At 42.9% G+C, this 22045-nt stretch carries 19 protein-coding genes; 15 read left to right on the top strand and 4 right to left on the bottom strand.

Features of this window, described 5'->3' with window-relative positions:
• Positions 1 to 72: 72 nt before the first annotated feature.
• From KTR06_RS00255 to miaA, 9 genes are all read left to right on the top strand, one after another.
• The gene (locus tag KTR06_RS00255; RefSeq protein WP_004320904.1) at positions 73 to 1239 is read left to right on the top strand and encodes an AIR synthase-related protein; all 1167 of its coding nucleotides are present in this window, start codon (positions 73 to 75) and stop codon (positions 1237 to 1239) included.
• Positions 1240 to 1242: 3 nt separating this feature from the next.
• The gene (prfA, locus tag KTR06_RS00250; RefSeq protein WP_004301709.1) at positions 1243 to 2355 is read left to right on the top strand and encodes a peptide chain release factor 1; all 1113 of its coding nucleotides are present in this window, start codon (positions 1243 to 1245) and stop codon (positions 2353 to 2355) included.
• 82 nt (positions 2356 to 2437) lie between these two features.
• Positions 2438 to 3262, top strand: coding sequence for an orotidine-5'-phosphate decarboxylase (gene pyrF, locus KTR06_RS00245; protein ID WP_004301706.1), 825 nt, complete (start codon positions 2438 to 2440; stop codon positions 3260 to 3262).
• A 30-nt stretch (positions 3263 to 3292) separates the two neighbouring features.
• On the top strand, positions 3293 to 4522 hold the full coding sequence (locus tag KTR06_RS00240) for an HD domain-containing protein (RefSeq protein ID WP_120070507.1): 1230 nt from the start codon (positions 3293 to 3295) through the stop codon (positions 4520 to 4522).
• Positions 4523 to 4604: 82 nt separating this feature from the next.
• Positions 4605 to 5645, top strand: a complete 1041-nt coding sequence (lpxD, locus tag KTR06_RS00235) for a UDP-3-O-(3-hydroxymyristoyl)glucosamine N-acyltransferase (protein WP_004320905.1) — start codon at positions 4605 to 4607, stop codon at positions 5643 to 5645.
• 11 nt (positions 5646 to 5656) lie between these two features.
• Positions 5657 to 7042, top strand: coding sequence for a bifunctional UDP-3-O-[3-hydroxymyristoyl] N-acetylglucosamine deacetylase/3-hydroxyacyl-ACP dehydratase (locus KTR06_RS00230; RefSeq protein WP_004301699.1), 1386 nt, complete (start codon positions 5657 to 5659; stop codon positions 7040 to 7042).
• 18 nt (positions 7043 to 7060) lie between these two features.
• On the top strand, positions 7061 to 7828 hold the full coding sequence (gene lpxA / locus KTR06_RS00225) for an acyl-ACP--UDP-N-acetylglucosamine O-acyltransferase (protein WP_004320906.1): 768 nt from the start codon (positions 7061 to 7063) through the stop codon (positions 7826 to 7828).
• Positions 7829 to 7849: 21 nt separating this feature from the next.
• Positions 7850 to 8404: a hypothetical protein gene (locus tag KTR06_RS00220; RefSeq protein ID WP_120143731.1), complete on the top strand. Its 555-nt coding sequence runs from the start codon at positions 7850 to 7852 to the stop codon at positions 8402 to 8404.
• A gap of 121 nt (positions 8405 to 8525) precedes the next feature.
• The gene (gene miaA, locus KTR06_RS00215; protein WP_217289834.1) at positions 8526 to 9422 is read left to right on the top strand and encodes a tRNA (adenosine(37)-N6)-dimethylallyltransferase MiaA; all 897 of its coding nucleotides are present in this window, start codon (positions 8526 to 8528) and stop codon (positions 9420 to 9422) included.
• Positions 9423 to 9483: 61 nt separating this feature from the next.
• Here the strand turns inward: miaA and KTR06_RS00210 are convergent, their stop codons facing one another.
• Entirely contained in the window at positions 9484 to 9786 is a 303-nt protein-coding gene (locus KTR06_RS00210) for a hypothetical protein (RefSeq protein WP_004301693.1), read from the bottom strand.
• A gap of 154 nt (positions 9787 to 9940) precedes the next feature.
• Between KTR06_RS00210 and KTR06_RS00205 the strand changes: the two genes are divergently transcribed.
• From KTR06_RS00205 to KTR06_RS00195, 3 genes are all read left to right on the top strand, one after another.
• The gene (locus KTR06_RS00205; protein WP_004315690.1) at positions 9941 to 12151 is read left to right on the top strand and encodes a S9 family peptidase; all 2211 of its coding nucleotides are present in this window, start codon (positions 9941 to 9943) and stop codon (positions 12149 to 12151) included.
• Positions 12151 to 12999: a lipoyl synthase gene (lipA, locus tag KTR06_RS00200; RefSeq protein ID WP_087318796.1), complete on the top strand. Its 849-nt coding sequence runs from the start codon at positions 12151 to 12153 to the stop codon at positions 12997 to 12999. The genes KTR06_RS00205 and lipA overlap by 1 nt, the downstream gene beginning before the upstream one ends.
• Before the next feature lie 63 nt (positions 13000 to 13062).
• Entirely contained in the window at positions 13063 to 14181 is a 1119-nt protein-coding gene (locus KTR06_RS00195; protein WP_049701970.1) for a hypothetical protein, read from the top strand.
• Here KTR06_RS00195 and KTR06_RS00190 read toward each other — a convergent pair.
• The 3 genes from KTR06_RS00190 to KTR06_RS00180 all read right to left on the bottom strand — a co-directional run bounded on the left by KTR06_RS00190 (position 14147) and on the right by KTR06_RS00180 (position 16815).
• Positions 14147 to 14851 (bottom strand): SAM-dependent methyltransferase, encoded by a 705-nt coding sequence (locus KTR06_RS00190; RefSeq protein ID WP_022199275.1) that lies wholly within the window; start codon positions 14849 to 14851, stop codon positions 14147 to 14149. The two genes, KTR06_RS00195 and KTR06_RS00190, sit on opposite strands and share 35 nt — an antisense overlap.
• 92 nt (positions 14852 to 14943) lie before the next feature.
• Positions 14944 to 15951: a gliding motility lipoprotein GldB gene (locus KTR06_RS00185; protein WP_118161163.1), complete on the bottom strand. Its 1008-nt coding sequence runs from the start codon at positions 15949 to 15951 to the stop codon at positions 14944 to 14946.
• A 6-nt stretch (positions 15952 to 15957) separates the two neighbouring features.
• Entirely contained in the window at positions 15958 to 16815 is an 858-nt protein-coding gene (locus KTR06_RS00180) for an enoyl-ACP reductase (RefSeq protein ID WP_004301687.1), read from the bottom strand.
• A 351-nt stretch (positions 16816 to 17166) separates the two neighbouring features.
• On the opposite strand from KTR06_RS00180, the gene KTR06_RS00175 reads away from it, so the two are divergent.
• The 3 genes from KTR06_RS00175 to KTR06_RS00165 all read left to right on the top strand — a co-directional run bounded on the left by KTR06_RS00175 (position 17167) and on the right by KTR06_RS00165 (position 22011).
• Entirely contained in the window at positions 17167 to 18786 is a 1620-nt protein-coding gene (locus KTR06_RS00175) for a glycoside hydrolase family 28 protein (RefSeq protein WP_009040136.1), read from the top strand.
• Between the two features lie 152 nt (positions 18787 to 18938).
• Positions 18939 to 20180, top strand: a complete 1242-nt coding sequence (locus tag KTR06_RS00170; RefSeq protein ID WP_074706702.1) for a DUF4861 domain-containing protein — start codon at positions 18939 to 18941, stop codon at positions 20178 to 20180.
• A gap of 154 nt (positions 20181 to 20334) precedes the next feature.
• Positions 20335 to 22011, top strand: coding sequence for a glycoside hydrolase 43 family protein (locus KTR06_RS00165; protein WP_074706704.1), 1677 nt, complete (start codon positions 20335 to 20337; stop codon positions 22009 to 22011).
• The last annotated feature ends 34 nt before the right edge of the window (positions 22012 to 22045 follow it).

Genomic DNA, 22045 nt, shown 5'->3' with positions numbered 1-22045 from the left:
ACTAGTACCTAGTTGGCTGTACCAAAAAAAAGCTGTACTTTTGCAGCCGTATACAAAATAATTCTATAACTCATGAGTAATCAACGATACATGATGCGTGGAGTAAGCGCATCAAAAGAAGATGTGCACAACGCCATCAAGAACATCGACAAAGGAATCTTCCCGAAAGCATTCTGTAAAATTATTCCCGATATATTGGGAGGTGACCCGGAATATTGCAACATTATGCATGCCGATGGTGCCGGAACCAAATCATCTCTTGCTTATATGTACTGGAAAGAAACGGGTGACTTATCCGTTTGGAAAGGTATTGCACAGGATGCATTGATTATGAATATCGACGACCTGCTTTGTGTAGGTGCCGTAGACAATATCCTTGTTTCATCTACCATTGGACGTAACAAACTGTTGATTCCCGGAGAAGTAATCTCCGCCATCATCAACGGAACAGACGAATTGCTGGCCGAACTCCGTGAAATGGGTGTAGGCGTATATGCAACCGGTGGTGAAACTGCAGATGTCGGCGATTTGGTACGTACCATCATCGTTGACTCTACCGTAACTTGCCGTATGAAACGTTCAGACGTTATCGACAATGCCAATATTCGCCCGGGTGACGTAATCGTTGGGTTGGCTTCTTACGGACAAGCTACTTACGAAAAAGAATATAATGGCGGTATGGGTAGCAACGGTTTGACGAGTGCCCGTCACGACGTATTCGGCAAATATCTTGCTGAAAAATATCCGGAAAGCTATGATGCTGCAGTTCCTGAAGAGTTAGTTTATTCCGGTAAGTTAAAACTAACAGACAGCGTGGAAGATTCTCCAATTGATGCAGGTAAGTTAGTACTCTCTCCTACCCGTACATACGCACCGGTAGTCAAAAAATTACTTGATGCATTGCGCCCGGAAATCCACGGAATGGTACACTGCTCCGGTGGTGCACAAACTAAAGTTCTGCATTTTGTAGAAAACGTTCGTGTAGTAAAAGATAATCTTTTCCCTGTTCCTCCTTTATTCAAAACGATCCAAGAACAAAGCGGTACGGACTGGGCAGAAATGTACAAGGTATTCAATATGGGACATCGCCTCGAAGTCTACCTGTCACCGGAACATGCAGAAGAAGTAATAGCTATTTCCGAGTCATTCGGTATTCCGGCACAGATTGTAGGACGTGTTGAAGCATGCGAGCAAACAGAATTAATCATTAAGAGCGAATTCGGAGAATTTAGATATTAAAGAATGGCAGACAATAGTACCATACTAGAAAAATTAGACGGACTCGTAGCCCGTTTTGAAGAAATATCTACCCTTATCACAGACCCGGCAGTGATTGCCGACCAGAAACGTTATGTCAAGTTGACTAAAGAATATAAGGAATTAGACGACTTGATGAAAGCAAGGAAAGAATATATCCAATTACTGGGTAATATTGAAGAAGCTAAAAATATCCTTGCCAATGAATCGGACGCTGAAATGCGCGAAATGGCGAAAGAAGAAATGGACAATAGTCAAGAGCGACTCCCGGTGTTGGAAGAAGAAATCAAACTGATGCTTGTTCCTGCCGACCCGCAAGACAGCAAGAACGCTATTCTCGAAATCCGCGGAGGTGCAGGAGGCGACGAAGCTGCTATCTTTGCCGGTGACCTCTTCCGTATGTATGCCAAATTCTGTGAAACCAAAGGTTGGAAAATGGAAGTCTCCAATGCGAACGAAGGAACAGCCGGCGGATTCAAAGAAATTGTTTGTAGTGTGACAGGCGATAATGTATACGGAATTTTAAAATACGAATCGGGAGTACACCGCGTACAGCGTGTTCCTGCTACGGAAACGCAAGGACGTGTTCACACTTCAGCCGCATCCGTGGCCGTGCTTCCTGAAGCAGAAGAGTTCGATGTAGTCATCAACGAAGGAGAAATCAAATGGGACACTTTCCGAAGCGGTGGTGCCGGCGGACAGAATGTAAACAAGGTAGAATCCGGAGTACGTTTGCGCTATATCTGGAAGAACCCGAACACCGGTATTGCCGAAGAAATCCTTATCGAATGTACCGAGACACGCGACCAGCCGAAAAACAAAGAACGCGCCTTGGCCCGTCTCCGTACTTTTATCTACGACAAAGAACATCAGAAATATATCGATGACATTGCCTCCAAACGTAAGACAATGGTATCTACCGGAGACCGTTCAGCCAAAATACGAACTTACAACTATCCTCAAGGACGTATCACCGACCACCGCATCAACTATACAATCTATAACCTGGCAGCCTTCATGGACGGAGACATTCAGGATTGTATCGACCATCTGATCGTAGCGGAAAATGCGGAACGCCTGAAAGAAAGCGAACTTTAGAGAAGTGGAGAGTTGAGAATTGAGAGTTGAGAACGGGTTCTTAAAATAGTAAATAGTAAATTGCAAAATAGTAAATAACAAGATGGATAAGCAACAATTATTTGAAAACATAAAGCGCAAAAAATCATTCCTTTGTGTAGGACTTGATACTGACATCAAGAAAATCCCGGAACATCTGTTGAAAGAAGAAGATCCGATCTTTGCATTCAACAAAGCAATCATTGACGCGACAGCTGATTTGTGTATCGCCTACAAACCCAATCTGGCTTTCTATGAAAGCATGGGTGTAAAAGGATGGATCGCATTTGAAAAGACAGTAAAATATATCAAAGATAACTATCCGGATCAATTCATCATTGCTGACGCAAAGCGTGGTGACATCGGAAATACTTCTGCAATGTATGCCCGCACATTCTTTGAAGAATTGGATATCGACTCTGTAACAGTAGCCCCCTACATGGGTGAAGACAGCGTTACTCCGTTCCTTACCTACGAAGGCAAATGGGTGATCCTGTTGGCATTGACTTCCAACAAAGGATCTCATGACTTCCAATTGACAGAAGACGTAAACGGTGAACGTCTGTTCGAGAAAGTATTACGCAAATCACAGGAATGGGCTGGCGATGACCGCATGATGTATGTGGTAGGTGCTACTCAAGGACGTGCTTTTGAGGACATCCGCAAGATTGTCCCGAACCATTTCCTTCTCGTACCAGGCGTGGGAGCACAAGGCGGTTCACTCGAAGAAGTTTGCAAATATGGTATGAACAGTACATGCGGATTGATTGTTAACTCGTCGCGTGGTATTATCTACGTAGATAAAACAGAGAAATTTGCAGAAGCTGCCCGCACCGCCGCACAAGAAGTGCAAGCACAAATGGCTGAACAACTCAAAGCAATTCTCTGAAAAGGGAAAAAGGATCTCTAAAGAAAACGAATGCCTTACGAAAGAAAGATAATTAACGACCCCGTATTCGGGTTCATCAATATTCCAAAGGGGTTACTGTACGATATAGTACGGCATCCCCTTTTGCAGCGTCTTACCCGCATCAAGCAAGTAGGATTATCATCTGTTGTGTACCCCGGTGCACAACACACCCGCTTCCAACACTCCTTAGGTGCTTTTCACCTGATGAGTGAAGCTATCACCCAACTGGCCTCCAAAGGCAATTTTATCTTTGATAGTGAAGCGGAGGCCGTGCAGGCTGCCATCCTGTTGCATGATATAGGACACGGCCCTTTCTCGCATGTACTGGAAGACACGATTGTAAAAGGAGTCTCGCACGAAGAGATTTCTCTTATGTTGATGGAACGGATGAATAAAGAGATGAACGGCCAGCTGAGTCTTGCCATTCAAATCTTCAAGGACGAATACCCGAAACGCTTTCTGCATCAACTCGTAAGCGGTCAGTTGGATATGGACCGGCTTGATTATCTTCGCCGCGACAGCTTTTATACAGGCGTAACAGAAGGTAACATCGGCTCCGCCCGAATCATCAAAATGCTTGATGTAGCGGATGACCGACTGGTTGTCGAATCCAAAGGGATCTATTCTATCGAGAATTTCCTCACGGCACGTCGCCTGATGTACTGGCAAGTATACCTGCATAAGACGTCCGTGGCATACGAAAAGATGCTGATTAGTACTCTATTGCGTGCCAAAGAACTGGCTTCACAAGGAGTGGAACTGTTTGCATCTCCTGCATTACGTTTTTTCCTTTACAATGATATCAATCCAACGGAATTCTATAACAACCCCGACTGTCTGGAGAATTTTATCCAGCTGGACGACAATGATATATGGACAGCCTTGAAAGTGTGGAGCACCCACACAGATAAGGTACTTTCCACTTTAAGCACGGGAATGATAAACCGAAATATCTTTAAAGTGGAAATTTCGTCGGAACCTATTAGTGAGGACAGAAAAAAAGAATTAACTTTGCACATCAGCCAGCAACTAGGCATACCCCTTTCCGAAGCGAACTATTTTGTCTCTACCCCCAGCATCGAAAAGAATATGTATAACCCGGCAGATGACAGTATTGATATTATCTACAAAGACGGCACTATCAAAAATATTGCCGAAGCATCGGACATGCTGAACATCTCATTATTGTCCAAAAAGGTAAAGAAATACTATCTCTGCTATCAGAGATTACACAGATAAGTATAAAATATTCATGCAATAACACGGAAATCTGAAAAAAAAATCCGTTATTTGTGAACTAATTAAATTTTAAATAAAAGACATGGAGTTCTCGGCTAAGCAAATTGCAGCATTTATCCAAGGGGAAATCATTGGAGACGAAAACGCTACGGTACACACATTCGCTAAAATTGAAGAGGGAATGCCCGGAGCAATTTCTTTCCTGTCAAATCCCAAATATACACCTTACATCTACGAAACACAATCAAGCATTGTCTTGGTTAATAAGGACTTCACTCCCGAACACGAAATTAAAGCTACTCTTATCAAAGTAGACAATGCATACGAAAGTCTGGCTAAATTGCTCAATCTTTATGAGATGAGCAAGCCCAAGAAACAAGGGATAGATTCATTAGCTTTCGTTGCACCCAGCGCCAAAATTGGTGAGAATGTATACATCGGTGCTTTTGCCTATATCGGTGAAAATACCGTGATTGGAGATAATACTCAAATTTACCCCCACACTTTCGTTGGAGACGGCGTGAAGATAGGCAACAGTTGCCTGCTTTACTCCAATGTAAATGTTTATCATGACTGCCGCATAGGTAATGAATGTATCCTTCATTCGGGTGCAGTGATCGGAGCTGACGGATTTGGTTTTGCTCCCACTCCGAACGGATATGATAAGATTCCGCAAATTGGAATTGTTATTCTGGAAGATAAAGTAGATATAGGTGCTAATACGTGTGTAGACCGTGCTACAATGGGAGCTACGGTAGTACACAGCGGTGTCAAGTTAGACAATCTGATACAAATAGCACACAATGATGAAATAGGTTCGCATACCGTTATGGCTGCGCAAGCCGGAATTGCCGGTTCTACCAAAGTGGGTGAATGGTGTATGATCGGTGGTCAGGTAGGTATTGCAGGACATGCTAAAATAGGAGATAAAGTTGGATTAGGCGCACAATCAGGTGTGCCGGGAGACATCAAGTCCGGTAGCCAGCTTATCGGAACTCCTCCTATGGAACTGAAGCAATATTTCAAATCATCCATTGCACAAAGAAGCCTGCCGGATATGCAGAAAGAACTGCGTAACTTGCGCAAAGAAGTAGAAGAATTAAAACAACTATTAAATAAGTAAATAAGTAACCAATGCTGAAACAAAAAACGCTGAAAGATAGCTTTTCACTGAGCGGGAAAGGTCTTCACACTGGACTTGATCTCACTGTAACATTCAATCCAGCTCCGGACAATCACGGATATAAAATCCAACGCATTGACGTAGAAGGACAACCAACTATCGACGCAGTAGCCGACAATGTAACAGAAACCACCCGTGGTACTGTATTGTCGAAAAATGGAGTCAAAGTAAGCACCATTGAACATGGTATGGCAGCCCTTTACGCATTGGGCATTGATAACTGCCTGATCCAAGTTAACGGACCGGAATTTCCTATTTTAGATGGTAGTGCACAATATTACGTACAAGAAATAGAACGTGTAGGAACAGTAGAACAAAATGCCGTCAAAGACTTTTATATTATCAAGTCTAAAATTGAGTTCCGGGATGAAACGACTGGTTCTTCTATCATTGTACTACCTGACGAGAATTTCAGTCTGAATGTACTGGTTTCTTACGATTCGACTATTATCCCGAATCAGTTTGCTACCCTTGAAGATATGCATAATTTCAAAGACGAAGTGGCTGCCAGCCGTACTTTCGTCTTTGTTCGTGAAATAGAGCCGTTGCTCTCCGCCGGATTGATTAAAGGTGGCGACCTGGACAATGCGATCGTAATCTACGAACGCAAGATGTCACAGGAAAGCTTCGATAAGTTAGCAGATGTGATGGGAGTACCTCACATGGATGCCGATCAGTTAGGCTATATCAATCACAAACCGTTAGTTTGGCCCAATGAATGTGCCCGTCACAAACTGCTTGATGTCATTGGTGACCTCGCTCTAATTGGAAAACCGATTAAAGGTCGTATCATCGCTACCCGTCCGGGACACACCATCAACAATAAATTTGCCCGTCAGATGCGGAAAGAAATCCGTCTGCACGAAATACAGGCACCAAGTTACGACTGTAACCGTGAACCAATAATGGATGTAAACCGTATCCGCGAATTGTTACCGCACCGCTATCCTTTCCAACTGGTGGACAAAGTGATTGAAATTGGTGCCAACTACATTGTAGGTATTAAAAATATCACAGCCAACGAACCTTTCTTCCAGGGACATTTTCCACAGGAGCCCGTTATGCCGGGAGTACTTCAAGTGGAAGCAATGGCACAAGTCGGAGGCTTGCTCGTCTTGAATTCCGTAGATGATCCTGAACGTTATTCTACCTATTTCATGAAAATAGATGGAGTGAAATTCCGTCAGAAAGTAGTGCCGGGAGATACAATCATCTTTCGTGTAGAACTGCTGGCACCTATCCGCCGCGGCATTTCTACCATGAAAGGATATGCGTTTGTCGGCGAGAAAGTTGTTTGCGAAGCAGAATTCATGGCACAAATAGTAAAAAATAAGTAATAATTGATATTTAAAAGCATGATAAGTCCTTTAGCGTATATCCATCCCGAAGCTAAGATCGGAGAAAATGTAGAAATTGCGCCTTTTGTATTTATAGATAAGAACGTAGTTATCGGCGACAACAATAAAATTATGGCTAACGCCAATATTTTATACGGTTCACGTATTGGTAACGGAAACACGATTTTTCCGGGTGCCGTTATCGGAGCCATTCCGCAGGACCTCAAGTTTCGCGGTGAAGAATCGACAGCCGAAATCGGAGATAATAATCTGATTCGTGAAAATGTAACAATCAACCGTGGTACGGCAGCTAAAGGGCGCACGATTGTGGGAAATAACAATTTATTGATGGAAGGTGTACACGTAGCACACGACGCATTGGTTGGTAACGGATGTATCATCGGTAACTCTACCAAGATGGCAGGCGAAATCGTCATTGATGATAACGCGATTGTCAGCGCCAATGTATTGATGCATCAATTCTGTCATGTAGGCAGTCATGTAATGATTCAGGGCGGATGCCGTTTCAGTAAAGATATTCCTCCTTACATCATTGCAGGACGCGAACCGATCGCTTTCAGCGGAATCAATATCATCGGCTTGCGCCGTCGTGGCTTCTCCAATGAAGTGATCGAAAGTATTCACAATGCATATCGTATCATCTACCAAAGTGGTTTGAACACGACAGAAGCATTGAAAAAAATAGAAGATGAATTCGAAAAGAGCCCGGAGATTGACTATATAGTCAATTTTATCCGTAATTCAGAACGTGGTATTATTAAATAAACAGTTCAAAATAGTCATATTATGATATACAGATTTACTATCATATCTGATGAAGTTGACGATTTTGTCAGAGAAATACAAATTGATCCGGAAGCAACTTTTTATGACTTCCATGAAGCAATACTGAAATCAGTAGGGTACGCAAACGACCAGATGACTTCTTTCTTTATCTGCGATGACGACTGGGAAAAAGAAAAAGAAGTAACCCTGGAAGAAATGGACGACAATCCGGAAATGGATAGCTGGGTGATGAAAGAAACTACTATCAGCGAATTGGTAGAAGATGAAAAACAGAAACTGCTATATGTATTCGATTACATGACAGAACGTTGTTTCTTCATCGAACTATCCGAAATTATCACCGGAAAAGATATGAATGGTGCCAAATGTACCAAGAAATCAGGAGATGCTCCCAAACAAACGGTAGACTTTGAAGAAATGGCCGCTACCGGAGGTTCTCTTGATCTGGATGAAAACTTCTATGGAGACCAGGACTTCGACATGGAAGATTTCGATCAGGAAGGATTTGACATAGGTGGTGACACTAGCAGCCCATACGAAGAAGAAAAATTTTAAGTATTAAATATCAAGTATTAGGTATTAATTGCTATGTAGTGTCAGGCAGTTAATACCTAATATTTTTTTAGTCCCGTACGCTTTAATACTTAATACTTCTATACTTAATACTTAAAAATCTATGCCTACTCTCATTGTTCTTATAGGTCCTACAGGTGTGGGGAAAACGGAGTTGAGCCTGCGCTTGGCAGAAACATTTCAGACAAGCATTGTATCTGCCGATTCGAGACAGCTTTATGCCGAATTAAAAATAGGTACGGCAGCTCCGACTCCCGATCAACTTAAACGTGTCCCCCATCAACTGGTCGGCACGCTCCACCTCACAGACTATTACAGCGCTGCTCAATACGAAACAGAAGCACTGGATATTCTGGAGAAATTATTCACGCAACACGAAGTCGTGATTCTCACTGGTGGCTCAATGATGTATGTAGACGCTATCTGTAAGGGAATTGACGATATTCCTACCGTTGATGCGGAAACCCGTCAACTCATGTTACAAAAGTATGAAGAGGAAGGCCTTGAACAACTCTGCGCAGAACTTCGCTTGTTAGACCCGGAATATTACCGGATTGTAGATCTGAAGAATCCCAAGCGGGTAATTCATGCGTTGGAGATTTGCTATATGACCGGACGCACTTATACTTCTTTTCGCACCCAACAAAAAAAACAGCGTCCTTTCCGTATTCTGAAAGTCGGCCTGACTCGTGATCGGGAAGAACTTTATGACCGTATCAACCGTCGGGTAGACCAGATGATGGAGGAAGGATTATTGGAAGAAGTACGTTCCGTACTTCCCTATCGTCACCTCAATTCACTCAATACAGTAGGCTATAAAGAACTGTTCAAATATCTGGACGGAGAATGGGAACTCTCCTTTGCTATAGACAAAATCAAGCAAAACTCCCGCATTTATTCGCGTAAACAGATGACCTGGTTCAAAAGAGATGAAGAAATAAAATGGTTCCACCCGGAACAAGAAACGGAGATACTAGCGTACCTCCGTCAATCTTTATAATTATAGTTAAGAAGAAGAGTCCACTATTAAACACCTATGGAACAAAACATTTACATCTCTTTTAACTCCACAATTTATTGACAATAAAGTTTCCGATAAAGAACAAGTCGCCCATAAAAATAATGCTGAATACCAGAAAAGTGAAACAAGTACTCCACCGGGCTCCTCCCTCCTCTTCGCCACGTTTGATACGAAGCAGGGAACTATGTAAACAATCACCTGCTATGAACAATACAAACAAACTCGGTATCAAGTCACCCCATGACACCAACCATAGATTATCACCCTTCCCCATCAGGAACGTCAATGCCACGGCCAATAAGAAGACAGAAGCATATTGCAAGTCTTTTCTTTTTGAATTCATAGTGGTAATGTTTAAAGTCCTTTTCACAAAGATATTGAATCTCACCCAATAATCCTTATCAAATCTATATAAAAATCGGTCAGGCTTTGTTGAATCTAAGTTTATTGTTACTTTTGCAAGTACGAATTAAAACCAAAACCGATTATAAACGCAGATGAAAAAGATCAGCATCACTTTATTACTCTGCCTTCTCTGTCTGACCGGAATGGCACAAGGACAAAAGGCACTCGATTTAAAAGATATTACTTCCGGACGTTTCCGCCCGGAAAATATTCAGGGAGTAATCCCTATGCCTGATGGTGAACACTACACACAGATGAACGCTGACGGCACGCAAATCATTAAATACTCTTTCAAGACAGGTGAGAAAGTAGAAGTGATTTTCGATGTAAATACCACACGCGAATGTGACTTCAAGAACTTCGACAGTTACCAATTCTCGCCCGACGGTCAGAAATTGCTGATTGCTACTAAAACAACACCTATTTATAGGCATTCATACACAGCTGTACATTACATTTACCCTTTGAAACGAAATGATAAGGGCGTTACGACAAACAACATTATTGAACGGCTGTCTGACGGTGGACCTCAACAGGTCCCCGTCTTTTCTCCGGACGGTACCATGATTGCATTTGTACGCAACAATAACATATTTCTTGTTAAGTTGCTTTACGGCAACAGCGAAAGCCAGGTCACAGAAGATGGCAAACAGAATTCGGTAATCAACGGTATTCCTGACTGGGTGTATGAAGAAGAGTTCGGCTTCGACCGTGCTTTGGAATTCAGCGCCGACAATACGCTGATTGCTTTTATCCGTTTCGACGAGTCGGAAGTTCCCTCCTACTCTTTCCCGGTATTTGCCGGACAAGCACCCCGCATTGATGCTTTAAAAGATTATCCGGGCGAATATACATATAAGTATCCAAAAGCCGGATATCCGAATTCGAAAGTAGAGGTACGCACGTATGACATCAAATCACATGTCACCCGTACAATGAAACTCCCATTGGATGCAGACGGATATATTCCGCGTATCCGTTTCACAAAGGATGCCAATAAACTGGCTATCATGACATTGAACCGCCATCAAGACCGTTTTGATCTTTACTTTGCCGATCCTCGTTCCACACTTTGCAAACTTATACTTCGTGATGAGTCTCCTTATTATATCAAGGAGAATATTTTCGATAATATCCAGTTCTATCCGGAATATTTCAGCCTACTTAGCGAACGTGACGGTTACAGTCACCTCTATTGGTATAGCATGGGAGGTAATCTGATTAAAAAAGTTACTAACGGTAAGTTTGAGGTGAAAGATTTTCTGGGATATGATGAAGAAGACGGTTCTTTCTATTACACCAGCAATGAAGAAAGCCCTCTGCGCAAAGCTGTCTATAAAATAGACAAGAAAGGCAAGAAGCTCAAACTATCCCAACAGGTAGGAACCAATACACCGCTCTTCAGTAAATCAATGAAGTATTACATGAACAAGTTCTCCAACTTGAATACTCCGATGCTGGTTACACTGAATGATAATTCGGGCAAAACACTCAAAACGCTTATTACCAATGACGGATTGAAACAAACATTGTCCAGATATGCTGTGCCACAAAAAGAGTTCTTCACTTTCCAAACCACAGATGGCGTGAAGTTGAACGGCTGGATGATGAAACCGGTTAATTTTTCCGCATCTAAAAAATATCCGGTACTGATGTATCAATATAGCGGTCCGGGCTCTCAACAAGTATTGGATACCTGGGGAATCAGTTGGGAAACATACATGGCAAGCCTCGGTTATATCGTGGTATGCGTGGACGGTCGCGGCACAGGAGGTCGTGGAGAAGCTTTCGAGAAATGCACTTATCTGAAAATCGGAGTCAAAGAAGCCAAAGATCAGGTAGAGACTGCCTTGTATCTCGGCAAACAGCCATACGTGGATAAAGATCGCATCGGTATCTGGGGCTGGAGCTACGGCGGATACATGACTCTCATGAGTATGAGCGAAGGAACTCCCGTATTCAAAGCAGGAGTAGCAGTAGCTGCACCCACCGACTGGCGTTTCTATGATACGATTTATACTGAACGTTTCATGCGTACTCCGAAAGAGAACGCGGAAGGATATAAGGAATCATCAGCCTTCACCCGTGCTGACAAACTGCATGGAAACTTGTTGTTGGTGCATGGCATGGCAGATGACAATGTGCACTTCCAAAACTGTGCAGAATATGCCGAACAATTGGTTCAACTTGGAAAACAATTTGATATGCAAGTGTACACGAACCGCAATCACGGAATATACGGTGGCAATACCCGCCAACACCTATACACACGGTTGACCAACTTTTTCTTGAACAACTTATAATGACGGACAGAGTACGTAAGCCCGAATGGCTGAAAATTAATATCGGTGCCAACGAACGATACACCGAAACCAAACGGATTGTCGACTCCCACTGCTTGCATACTATATGCAGCAGTGGGCGTTGCCCTAATATGGGGGAATGCTGGGGAAAAGGAACTGCCACCTTTATGATCGGTGGTGACATTTGTACGCGCAGTTGCAAATTCTGCAACACACAAACCGGCCGCCCGCACCCGCTAGACATAAACGAACCTACCCATGTCGCAGAATCCATCGCACTGATGAAACTGGATCATGCTGTCATCACTTCCGTAGACAGAGATGATCTGCCGGATTTGGGAGCAACACATTGGGCACGTACCATCCAGGAAATAAAACGGCTGAATCCACAAACAACAATCGAAGTGCTCATTCCTGATTTTCAAGGCAGGATGGAGTTGTTAGATTTGGTAATCGAAGCCCGTCCCGACATTATTTCACACAATATGGAAACCGTACGCCGCATTAGTCCGCTAGTGCGCAGTGCGGCAAATTATGATACAAGTCTGCAAGTTATCAGACACATTTCCGAGAAGGGAGTTAAGTCTAAAAGCGGCATTATGGTCGGACTGGGTGAAACCCCGGAGGAAGTCGAAACATTGATGGATGATCTGTTAGCAACCGGTTGCCAGATTCTTACCATAGGCCAATACCTTCAACCGAGTCACCGGCATTATCCCGTTGCAGCATACATCACTCCGCAGCAATTTGCTGAATATAAAACTGTAGGTTTAGAGAAAGGATTCAACATCGTAGAAAGCGCTCCCCTTGTTCGTTCCTCCTACCATGCAGAGAAACATATTCGTTAGTAAACAAAACACATACCCTATTTGTTTTATAGATAGAACCGACAAATAAACATAAATATAGAGATGGCTCATAAAGGAATACTTTCTTCCGCATTTAACATGTCGCTGGGTTTTATCCCCGTTATTATTTCCATTTTATTGTGTGAACTTATAACGCAAGACACGGCTATTTACATCGGTACAGGCATAGGTATTATAGGTATATACCTTTCTTATCGACGTAAAGGATTGTTGATTCCTAATTTTATCCTCTATATAGCGACCGGAGTGTTAGCACTATTATCCGTAGCAGCTCTCATTCCTGGTGATTATGTTCCCCCCGGTGCGCTTCCACTTACGTTGGAAGTCAGTATTCTCATTCCGATGCTAAGTCTTTATATGCATAAGAAAAGGTTTATCAACCACTTCTTAAAACAGATAGGTTCTTGCAACAAACGTTTATATGCGCAGGGAGCAGAGGCAGCCGTTGTATCTGCCCGCATTGCCTTGATTTTCGGAATACTGCATTTTATTATAATCAGCATCACTGTCATTTTCCAAAACCCACTAAGTAAGACAAGTCTGTTTGTACTCTATAAAGTGTTACCTCCTACTGTCTTTCTGATGAGTATCCTGTTCAATCAGATCGCCATCCGTTTCTTCAATCATTTAATGTCACACACGGAATATGTTCCTATTGTGAATACTAAAGGAGACGTGATCGGGAAAACACCTGCAATAGAAGCTGTTAATTACAAAAACGCATACATCAATCCGGTGATAAGAATTGCCATATCCACTCACGGAATGTTATTCCTTTGCGACAGGCCATCAACAGCCATTCTGGATAGAGGGAAAGTAGATATTCCCATGGAATGTTATCTTCGCTACGGAGAATCTCTGGAAGCAGGCGCCACTCGTTTAATCAACAATGCTTTTCCTCATGAAAAAGGTATCAAACCTGAATTCAACATCGTTTATCACTTCGAGAATGAAGTGACCAACCGTCTTATCTATCTATTCATTGTCGATATCAAAGACGATTCCATCCTTTGTACCCCCCGCTTTAAAAACAGTAAGCTGTGGAGTTTCAAACAGATAGAGGAGAACTTAGGAAAAGGCTTCTTCAGCAGTTGCTTCGAAGATGAATATGAACACCTGAAAGGCGTTATTTATATAAGAGAAAAATACAGGGAATCTTAGACAAATCGGGCACGTGTCCTTTCCAGTCCTTCACTGTACGCGTCTGTATATATTCTCCTTCACAAGTAATATTGGCAGCGATACAGAGCTTTGTTTGAGGACGGCAATTCAACAAAATATCTTCTACCATCTTATGATTTCGGTAAGGCGTCTCAATGAAAAGTTGCGTTTGATTTTCAGCATACACACGCTGCTCCAATGCTTTTAGTTTCTTGGCACGTTCTCCCGGTTCAATCGGCAAATAACCGTGAAACGCAAAACTCTGCCCGTTAAAGCCGGAAGCCATCACGGAAAGGATAATGGAAGAAGGTCCGACCAAAGGAACCACTTTCAGCTTTTTACGTTGTGCGATAGCAACCACATCCGCTCCCGGGTCAGCTACTGCCGGACAACCTGCTTCGGAGATAACCCCCATTGAAGCTCCACCCACCAAAGGTTGCAGATAACCGGAAATATCATTAGGAGAAGTATGCTTGTTCAACGGGTAAAATGTCAATGCATCAATATCAATCTCCCGGTCCACCTTTTTCAGGAAACGCCGGGCAGAACGAACATCTTCGACTATAAAATACCGGATACCAGAAATGATCTCCTTATTATAAGAAGGCAAAACCTTTTCAATAGACGTATCACCTAACGTCACGGGCAACAAATAGAGGGCAGTTTCCACTTTTTAAATTGAGAATTAAGAGACTATACTTTAATATTAAAAATCAAATAAGGTTTTGAGCGAAGCTAATTAAGAATTGAAAATGCAACAGTTTAGGAAGCCAGATAGTTGGATTCACTTAACATCACATGATAATCAGTAAATTCCAAGAGATCTTTCAGTTTCATGTCCTTATGCTTTTTCATATAAGAAGCGATGATTCTTGCACCCATCCATGTTCCGATTAATGCCGGAGCTTGAGCACCCAACATATCGACAGCAGGAGCAGGCTTCATATAATAGCGGATCACCATCGGGTCTCGTGCATGCAGATGATCGTTGGTACAGATATAATTCCATATCTCCCTTTCATTCTCCTTACACCAGTCGTTTTCCTCCTTGGAATATCCCATCGCTTCGCCGATATCACTATATCCTAATAAGTTCTGCACGACGTAATTGATTTTTCCGGAGTGCATCATCAAGTCAATCAAACAAGTACCCTCATGATAGTTCATTCCGTAACGGCTCAAAAGATAAAAAGCAAAACAATCCGGCACAATCCGTTCCGGACGCATTGAGCGACATTGATAATCGTAATAAAAACGCTTATAAAGAGGATAATCTTCCCCCATATATTTATCAAGACTGATCCCTAATAAAGAATCCACCAAAATAATAGATTCGTTGAAGGCAGACACTTGCGAATAGATAAACGGCACTTTTGTATCAGGCACTTCCTTCTTCAGTTTCCGGAATCCTTTGTTAAGTCCTTTTTCCACCTCATCCAGATTAGGGTACTTTGCTTCTACGTCGCTAAGCAAACGGACTAAAGTCGTATCCGAATAGAATTTCTGCAAACGTTGCGAAATGGTATCATCTTTCACCGTACCGATAGACAATACATCCTCAATCAGGATTTTCGTCGGCATACGATAGTCCATCGTCAACTTCTGCATAGCAGAAAAGCTGTTGGAGCGAACGTATTCGCTCAACAGCTTATCATATCTTAGAACAGAAATCTCCTCTTCCTTCTGCTCCGTACCCTTTCCCGTGCTTATCCCGCAGGAGGCGAAAAGCATACTAATTAAAATAATAAGAAGAGAGATCCGTAGTTTCATAATCTTTTATCCGTAAATGATGTTACCATTTTCGTCCATATACTCATCGAGTCCTTTCTCGTAAGTAGCCATGGCACGAAGACTCATACCTACACTGGAGAATCCACCGTCATGGAATAAGTTCTGCATAGTTACCTTACGGGTAAGATCGGAGAACATCACGATACAATAATCGGCACATTCGTCAGCCGTAGCATTTCCGAGAGGAGACATACGGTTGGAGAAATCAAACAGTTTATCCATACCCTTCACGCCCGAACCGGCAGTAGTAAATGTAGGAGACTGCGAGATAGTGTTCACACGTACGCTATGTTCGCGTCCGTAGATGTAACCAAAGCTACGTGCAATAGATTCCAGCAATGCCTTTGCATCTGCCATATCATTGTAGCCGTAGAAAGTACGCTGCGCAGCCACGTAGCTCAAAGCAACGATAGAACCGTAATCTGCAATAGCGTTCAATTTCTTGGCCGACTGAATCATTTTATGGAATGAAACAGCTGAAATATCCAATGTCTTATCCAACATTCCATAGTCAAGGTCATCGTAAGTACGTTTTTTGCGCACGTTGGGAGACATACCGATAGAGTGGAGTACAAAATCAATTTGTCCACCCAGTATATCCATGGAGGTCTTGAATACATTTTGCAAATCTTCTACGCTGGTGGCATCTGCCGGAATAACCTGGCAATTTAATTTCTGGGCCAAAGCGTCGACTTCTCCCATACGGATAGCCATCGGAGTATTTGATAATGTAATAGTTGCACCTTCTTCTACGGCACGCTCTGCTACTTTCCAGGCAATAGACTGATCGTTCAAAGCACCGAAGATAATACCTCTTTTTCCTTTCAACAAGTTATAACTCATATCTTTTAATAGTTAAATTTTGTGCAAAGATAGGAACTTTCTGCATAAAAACACGAGAAGTGTGCAAATAATAGACAGAAATGACAAAAAATACACGTATTCTATCAATTAGTCCACATCCTCTTGGGGTTTGCCACCTATCTTTGCAATCGATAATTAAGAGGTTTTTTCATAATATTTATTTAAGGTTAGAATTAGGTTAACATGAATTTGTCTTATTCCTCTCCTGCAGGCTGCCTGCGACAGATCGCCTGCGGAAGGACATAAGGATTATGAAATCACCCTCATTAATCATCACCCAACTACCAAGAAAAACAATAGATGTATAACCCTATAGAAATAAGTTACTAAATGAACACATTGACAAAAAGACTCTTCTGGATGGCCCTATGCTGTTTACCGTTTATCTCATCAGGATGTAAACAAAGCGAGACTGCCGTAAAAGAAAGCTCCATCAGTGACGCTCTCTACCAGAATCTACCTTTTGAAATGCCCAAAGTACAGCAACCGGTTTTTCCTGCTTACGAGGTAAACATTGAGAAATTCGGAGCCAAAGGCGATGGTCTGTATCTGAATACCAAAGCAATCAACGATGCTATTAAAGAGGTAAATCAACGCGGAGGGGGTAAAGTGATTATCCCGGAAGGTATCTGGTTGACAGGGCCTATCGAACTGTTGAGCAACGTGAATTTATATACGGAACAGAATGCATTGGTGCTCTTCACCGGTGATTTTGAGGCATATCCTATCATTGCCACTTCTTTTGAAGGATTGGAAACCCGTCGTTGCCAATCGCCTATTTCCGCACGCAATGCAGAGAACATCGCTATCACAGGATACGGCACATTTGACGGAAACGGCGACTGCTGGCGTCCGGTAAAAAAAGGCAAACTGACTGCTTCACAATGGAAAAAACTAGTAAGCTCGGGAGGTGTTCTTGATGAAAAACAAGAGATATGGTACCCCACGGCCGGTTCACTGAAAGGTGCAATGGCTTGTAAAGATTTCAATGTACCCGAAGGTATCAATACAGACGAAGAATGGGCTGAAATCCGTCCGTGGTTGCGCCCGGTGTTGTTAAGCATCGTCAAAAGCAAGAAAGTACTGTTGGAAGGTGTTACTTTCAAAAACTCACCAAGCTGGTGTCTGCACCCCTTGTCCTGCGAAGATTTCACAGTAAATAATATCATGGTCATCAATCCGTGGTATTCCCAGAATGGTGACGCCATCGACCTGGAATCTTGCAAGAACGCGCTCATTATTAATAGTGTATTCGATGCGGGAGATGATGCTATCTGTATCAAATCCGGTAAAGATGAAGACGGCCGCCGTCGCGGTGAACCTTGCCAGAACGTTATCGTTAAAAATAATACGGTACTGCACGGACACGGTGGATTCGTAGTAGGTAGTGAAATGTCGGGTGGCGTGAAGAACATCTATGTAGAAGACTGCACATTTATGGGCACAGACGTAGGTTTGCGCTTCAAGAGCACTCGCGGACGTGGCGGTGTGGTAGAAAACATCTACATTAATAATATCAACATGATTAATATTCCGAACGAACCGTTGTTGTTCGACCTGTTCTACGGTGGAAAAGGTGCCGGCGAAGAATCGGAAGAGGATTTGCTGAACCGCATGAAAACAAGTATTCCTCCGGTAACAGAAGAAACACCCGCTTTCCGCAATATTCATATCTCTAATATTGTTTGTAGAGGTTCGGGACGTGCCATGTTCTTCAATGGTTTGCCGGAAATGCCGATCAGCAATATTACCGTTAAGAATGTCGTGATGACAGAAGCTACGGACGGAGTTGTTATCAGCCAGGTTGACGGAGTTACTTTGGAAAATGTATATGTAGAATCATCCAAAGGTAACAATATATTAAACGTCAAAAATGCTAAGAATCTGACCGTAGACGGAAAGGTTTATGAAGAATTGGGAGCGAAAGAAGAAATTTTAAGCCTCAAATAAAGTTCACTGCAAAAAGAAAACCACAATATCATTATATAGAGTAAAAAGCTCAAATAGCAGACTATAATCTTTTCAAAAGATAGACAGTCTGCTATTTTTTCTGTTACTTTTGCAAGGAGAAATACGACGTATAATTTCAGCCTTAGAAAATCATGAAGAAGAATCTTTTTATTTTTACTTTCCTTTTAGGAGTTTTCAGTCTGTCTGCCCAGGCGCAGAAACAGGAGAAAACCATCACAATTGAAGTACAAAACAACTGGAATCAGGCCAAAGCAGATGCTCCGGTTGTTATCAACCTGCATGAGTTGCACGCCGGCTTCAAAGTTAAATCCGCTGTTGTCATGGAAGGAACAAAGGAAATACCTTCGCAGCTGGACGATTTGAACAGAGACCGCAAGATGGACGAACTGGTCTTTGTGACCGACCTCCCTGCTCACGGTAGAAAAATATTCCAGGTTACACTCTCTTCCGAGAAAAGTGCAAAGACTTATCCGGAACGGGTTTATGCCGATATGTTTATAGTAGACCACCGGAAAGGCAAACATCAACGGGTACAGGCTATCACCGTTCCCGGCACCAGCAATATATACAGCATGGTACGTCCGCACGGTCCGGTTCTGGAATCGGAGCTGGTGGGCTATCGTCTTTATTTCAATGAGAAACAGACACCGGATATTTACGGCAAGTTCAACAAAGGACTGGAGATCAAAGAATCGCAGTTCTACCCGACGGATGAACAGTTAGCTAAAGGATTCGGAGATGACGTACTTCGTGTGTTCGACAGCTGCGGACCGGGCGCATTGAAAGGTTGGGACGGACAAAAAGCAACGCATATCACTCCAGTGGACACTCGCACAGAACGTATCATCTCTTATGGACCGGTGCGGGTGATTGCAGAAATTGAAGTGACCGGATGGAAATATCAGGATCAGGAACTGGATATGATGACACGCTACACGCTTTATGCCGGACATCGCGATCTTCATATCGAAACATTCTTTGACGAACCACTCAATAAAGAAGTTTTCTGCACAGGTGTGCAAGACATCGTAGGTACTTCCAAGTCTTTCTCCGATCATAAAGGGCTCGTAGGAAGTTGGGGAACAGACTGGCCGGTCAACGACACCGTGAAATATGCCAAAGAAACTGTAGGACTGGGCACTTGTATCCCTCAACGTTATGTGAAATCGGAAGAAAAGGATAAAGCCAATTTCCTTTATACCATTACCGCTCCGGGAAATAAATATTTCCAGTATCACACCACTTTCACTTCGATGAAAGAGACATTCGGATATAAGACACCGGAAGCATGGTTTGCTCATCTCCGCGAATGGAAAGAAGAGCTGGCTCATCCGGTGACAGTGAAAATAAAAGATAACCGCACCAATAAATAGGGTAGAAACAAATACAACTAAACAAAAATTACGAGGTTTCTACCAATTTTTCTATGACTCTGCACAAATATTCCTCCTTGTGCAGAGTCTTTTTATTTACCTTTGCCATCAGATAAAACCAACGAATCATATCTATAAATAATCTATCTATAACATGAAACGATTGACACAGACTTTAGCCTTTTGCTTATTAACGGTTTTCACCGCAGTAGCACAGAAGAACTATGTATCTGAAGTATGGGTTTCCGACCTCGGAAACGGTAAATACAAAAATCCGGTACTTTATGCCGACTACTCCGATCCGGACGCTTGTCGCGTAGGGGATGATTTCTATATGACTTCATCCAGTTTCAACTGCTTGCCGGGATTGCAAATCCTTCATTCCAAAGATTTAGTCAACTGGACAATCATCGGTGCTGCAGTTCCCAATGCCCTCCCTCCTATCGAAACTCCGGAACGGCCGGAACACGGTAATCGTGTCTGGGCTCCGGCTATCCGTCACCACAACGGTGAGTTCTATATCTTTTGGGGAGATCCCGATCAGGGAGCTTTTATGGTGAAAGCCAAAGATCCGAAAGGTCCGTGGAGCGAACCGGTCTTGGTGAAAGCGGGAAAAGGCATCATTGACACTTGTCCGTTTTGGGATGAAGACGGGAAAGTATATATGGTACACGCATACGCAGGAAGCCGTGCCGGACTGAAAAGTGTAATCACTATCTGCGAACTGAATGCGGAAGCAAATACAGCGATCACTCCTTCTCGTATTATCTTCGACGGTCACGAAGCACATCAAACTTGCGAAGGTCCTAAAATGTATAAGAGAAACGACTATTATTATATCTTCCATCCGGCAGGTGGTGTACCGACAGGCTGGCAGGTCGTACTACGTTCTAAAAACATCTACGGTCCTTACGAATGGAAAACAGTACTCGCGCAAGGTAACTCTCCGATCAACGGTCCTCACCAGGGTGCATGGGTGGATACTCCTACCGGAGAAGACTGGTTCCTCCACTTTCAGGATGTCGGCGCTTACGGACGTATCATGCATCTCCAACCGATGAAGTGGGTGAACGACTGGCCTGTGATCGGTATCGATAAAGACGGCGACGGCTGTGGCGAACCTGTCTTGACTTACAAAAAGCCGAATGTAGGTCAGACATATCCTATCTGCACTCCGCAGGAAAGTGACGAGTTCGACGGATATACACTTTCTCCACAATGGCAATGGCATGCTAACATCAATGAGAAATGGGCCTATTACGCAGGCGACAAGAGTTATGTGAGGTTATATTCTTATCCGGTTTTAAAAGAATATAAGAATTTGTGGGATGTAGCCAACCTGCTCTTGCAGAAAACTCCTTCTGATAATTTCACCGCAACAATGAAACTTACGTTCAGCCCTAATCCTAAACTTAAAGGTGAACGCACCGGACTTGTTGTTATGGGCAGAGATTATGCCGGAATCATTCTGGAAAATACAGATAAAGGTTTGATCTTATCTCAAGTTGAATGTAAAAGAGCGGATAAAGGAAAACCGGAACAGGCAAATGCTTCTGTTGATCTTTCTCAAAATACAGTTTACCTGAAAGTTCGTTTCAGTTGTGATGGCAAGAAAATCAAGGGTAGCGAAGGCGGACATGACCTCATTGTGATGTGCAACTTCAGCTATAGCCTCGACGGAAAGAAGTATCATCCACTAGGCAATCCTTTCCAGGCAAGAGAAGGACAATGGATCGGTGCTAAGGTCGGTATGTTCTGCACACGCCCCGCTATCGTTACTAACGACGGAGGATGGGCAGATGTAGACTGGTTCCGTATTACTAAAAAATAAGTAGCTTTATTCTGAACAAGCATAGTTAACAGTT

Origin of the sequence: Bacteroides sp. MSK.20.12 (assembly GCF_019052435.1) — a bacterium.
Taxonomy (GTDB): domain Bacteria; phylum Bacteroidota; class Bacteroidia; order Bacteroidales; family Bacteroidaceae; genus Bacteroides; species Bacteroides xylanisolvens.
The sequence above is the reverse complement of the archived record's forward strand: the minus strand, read 5'-3'. Positions and strand labels throughout refer to the sequence as shown.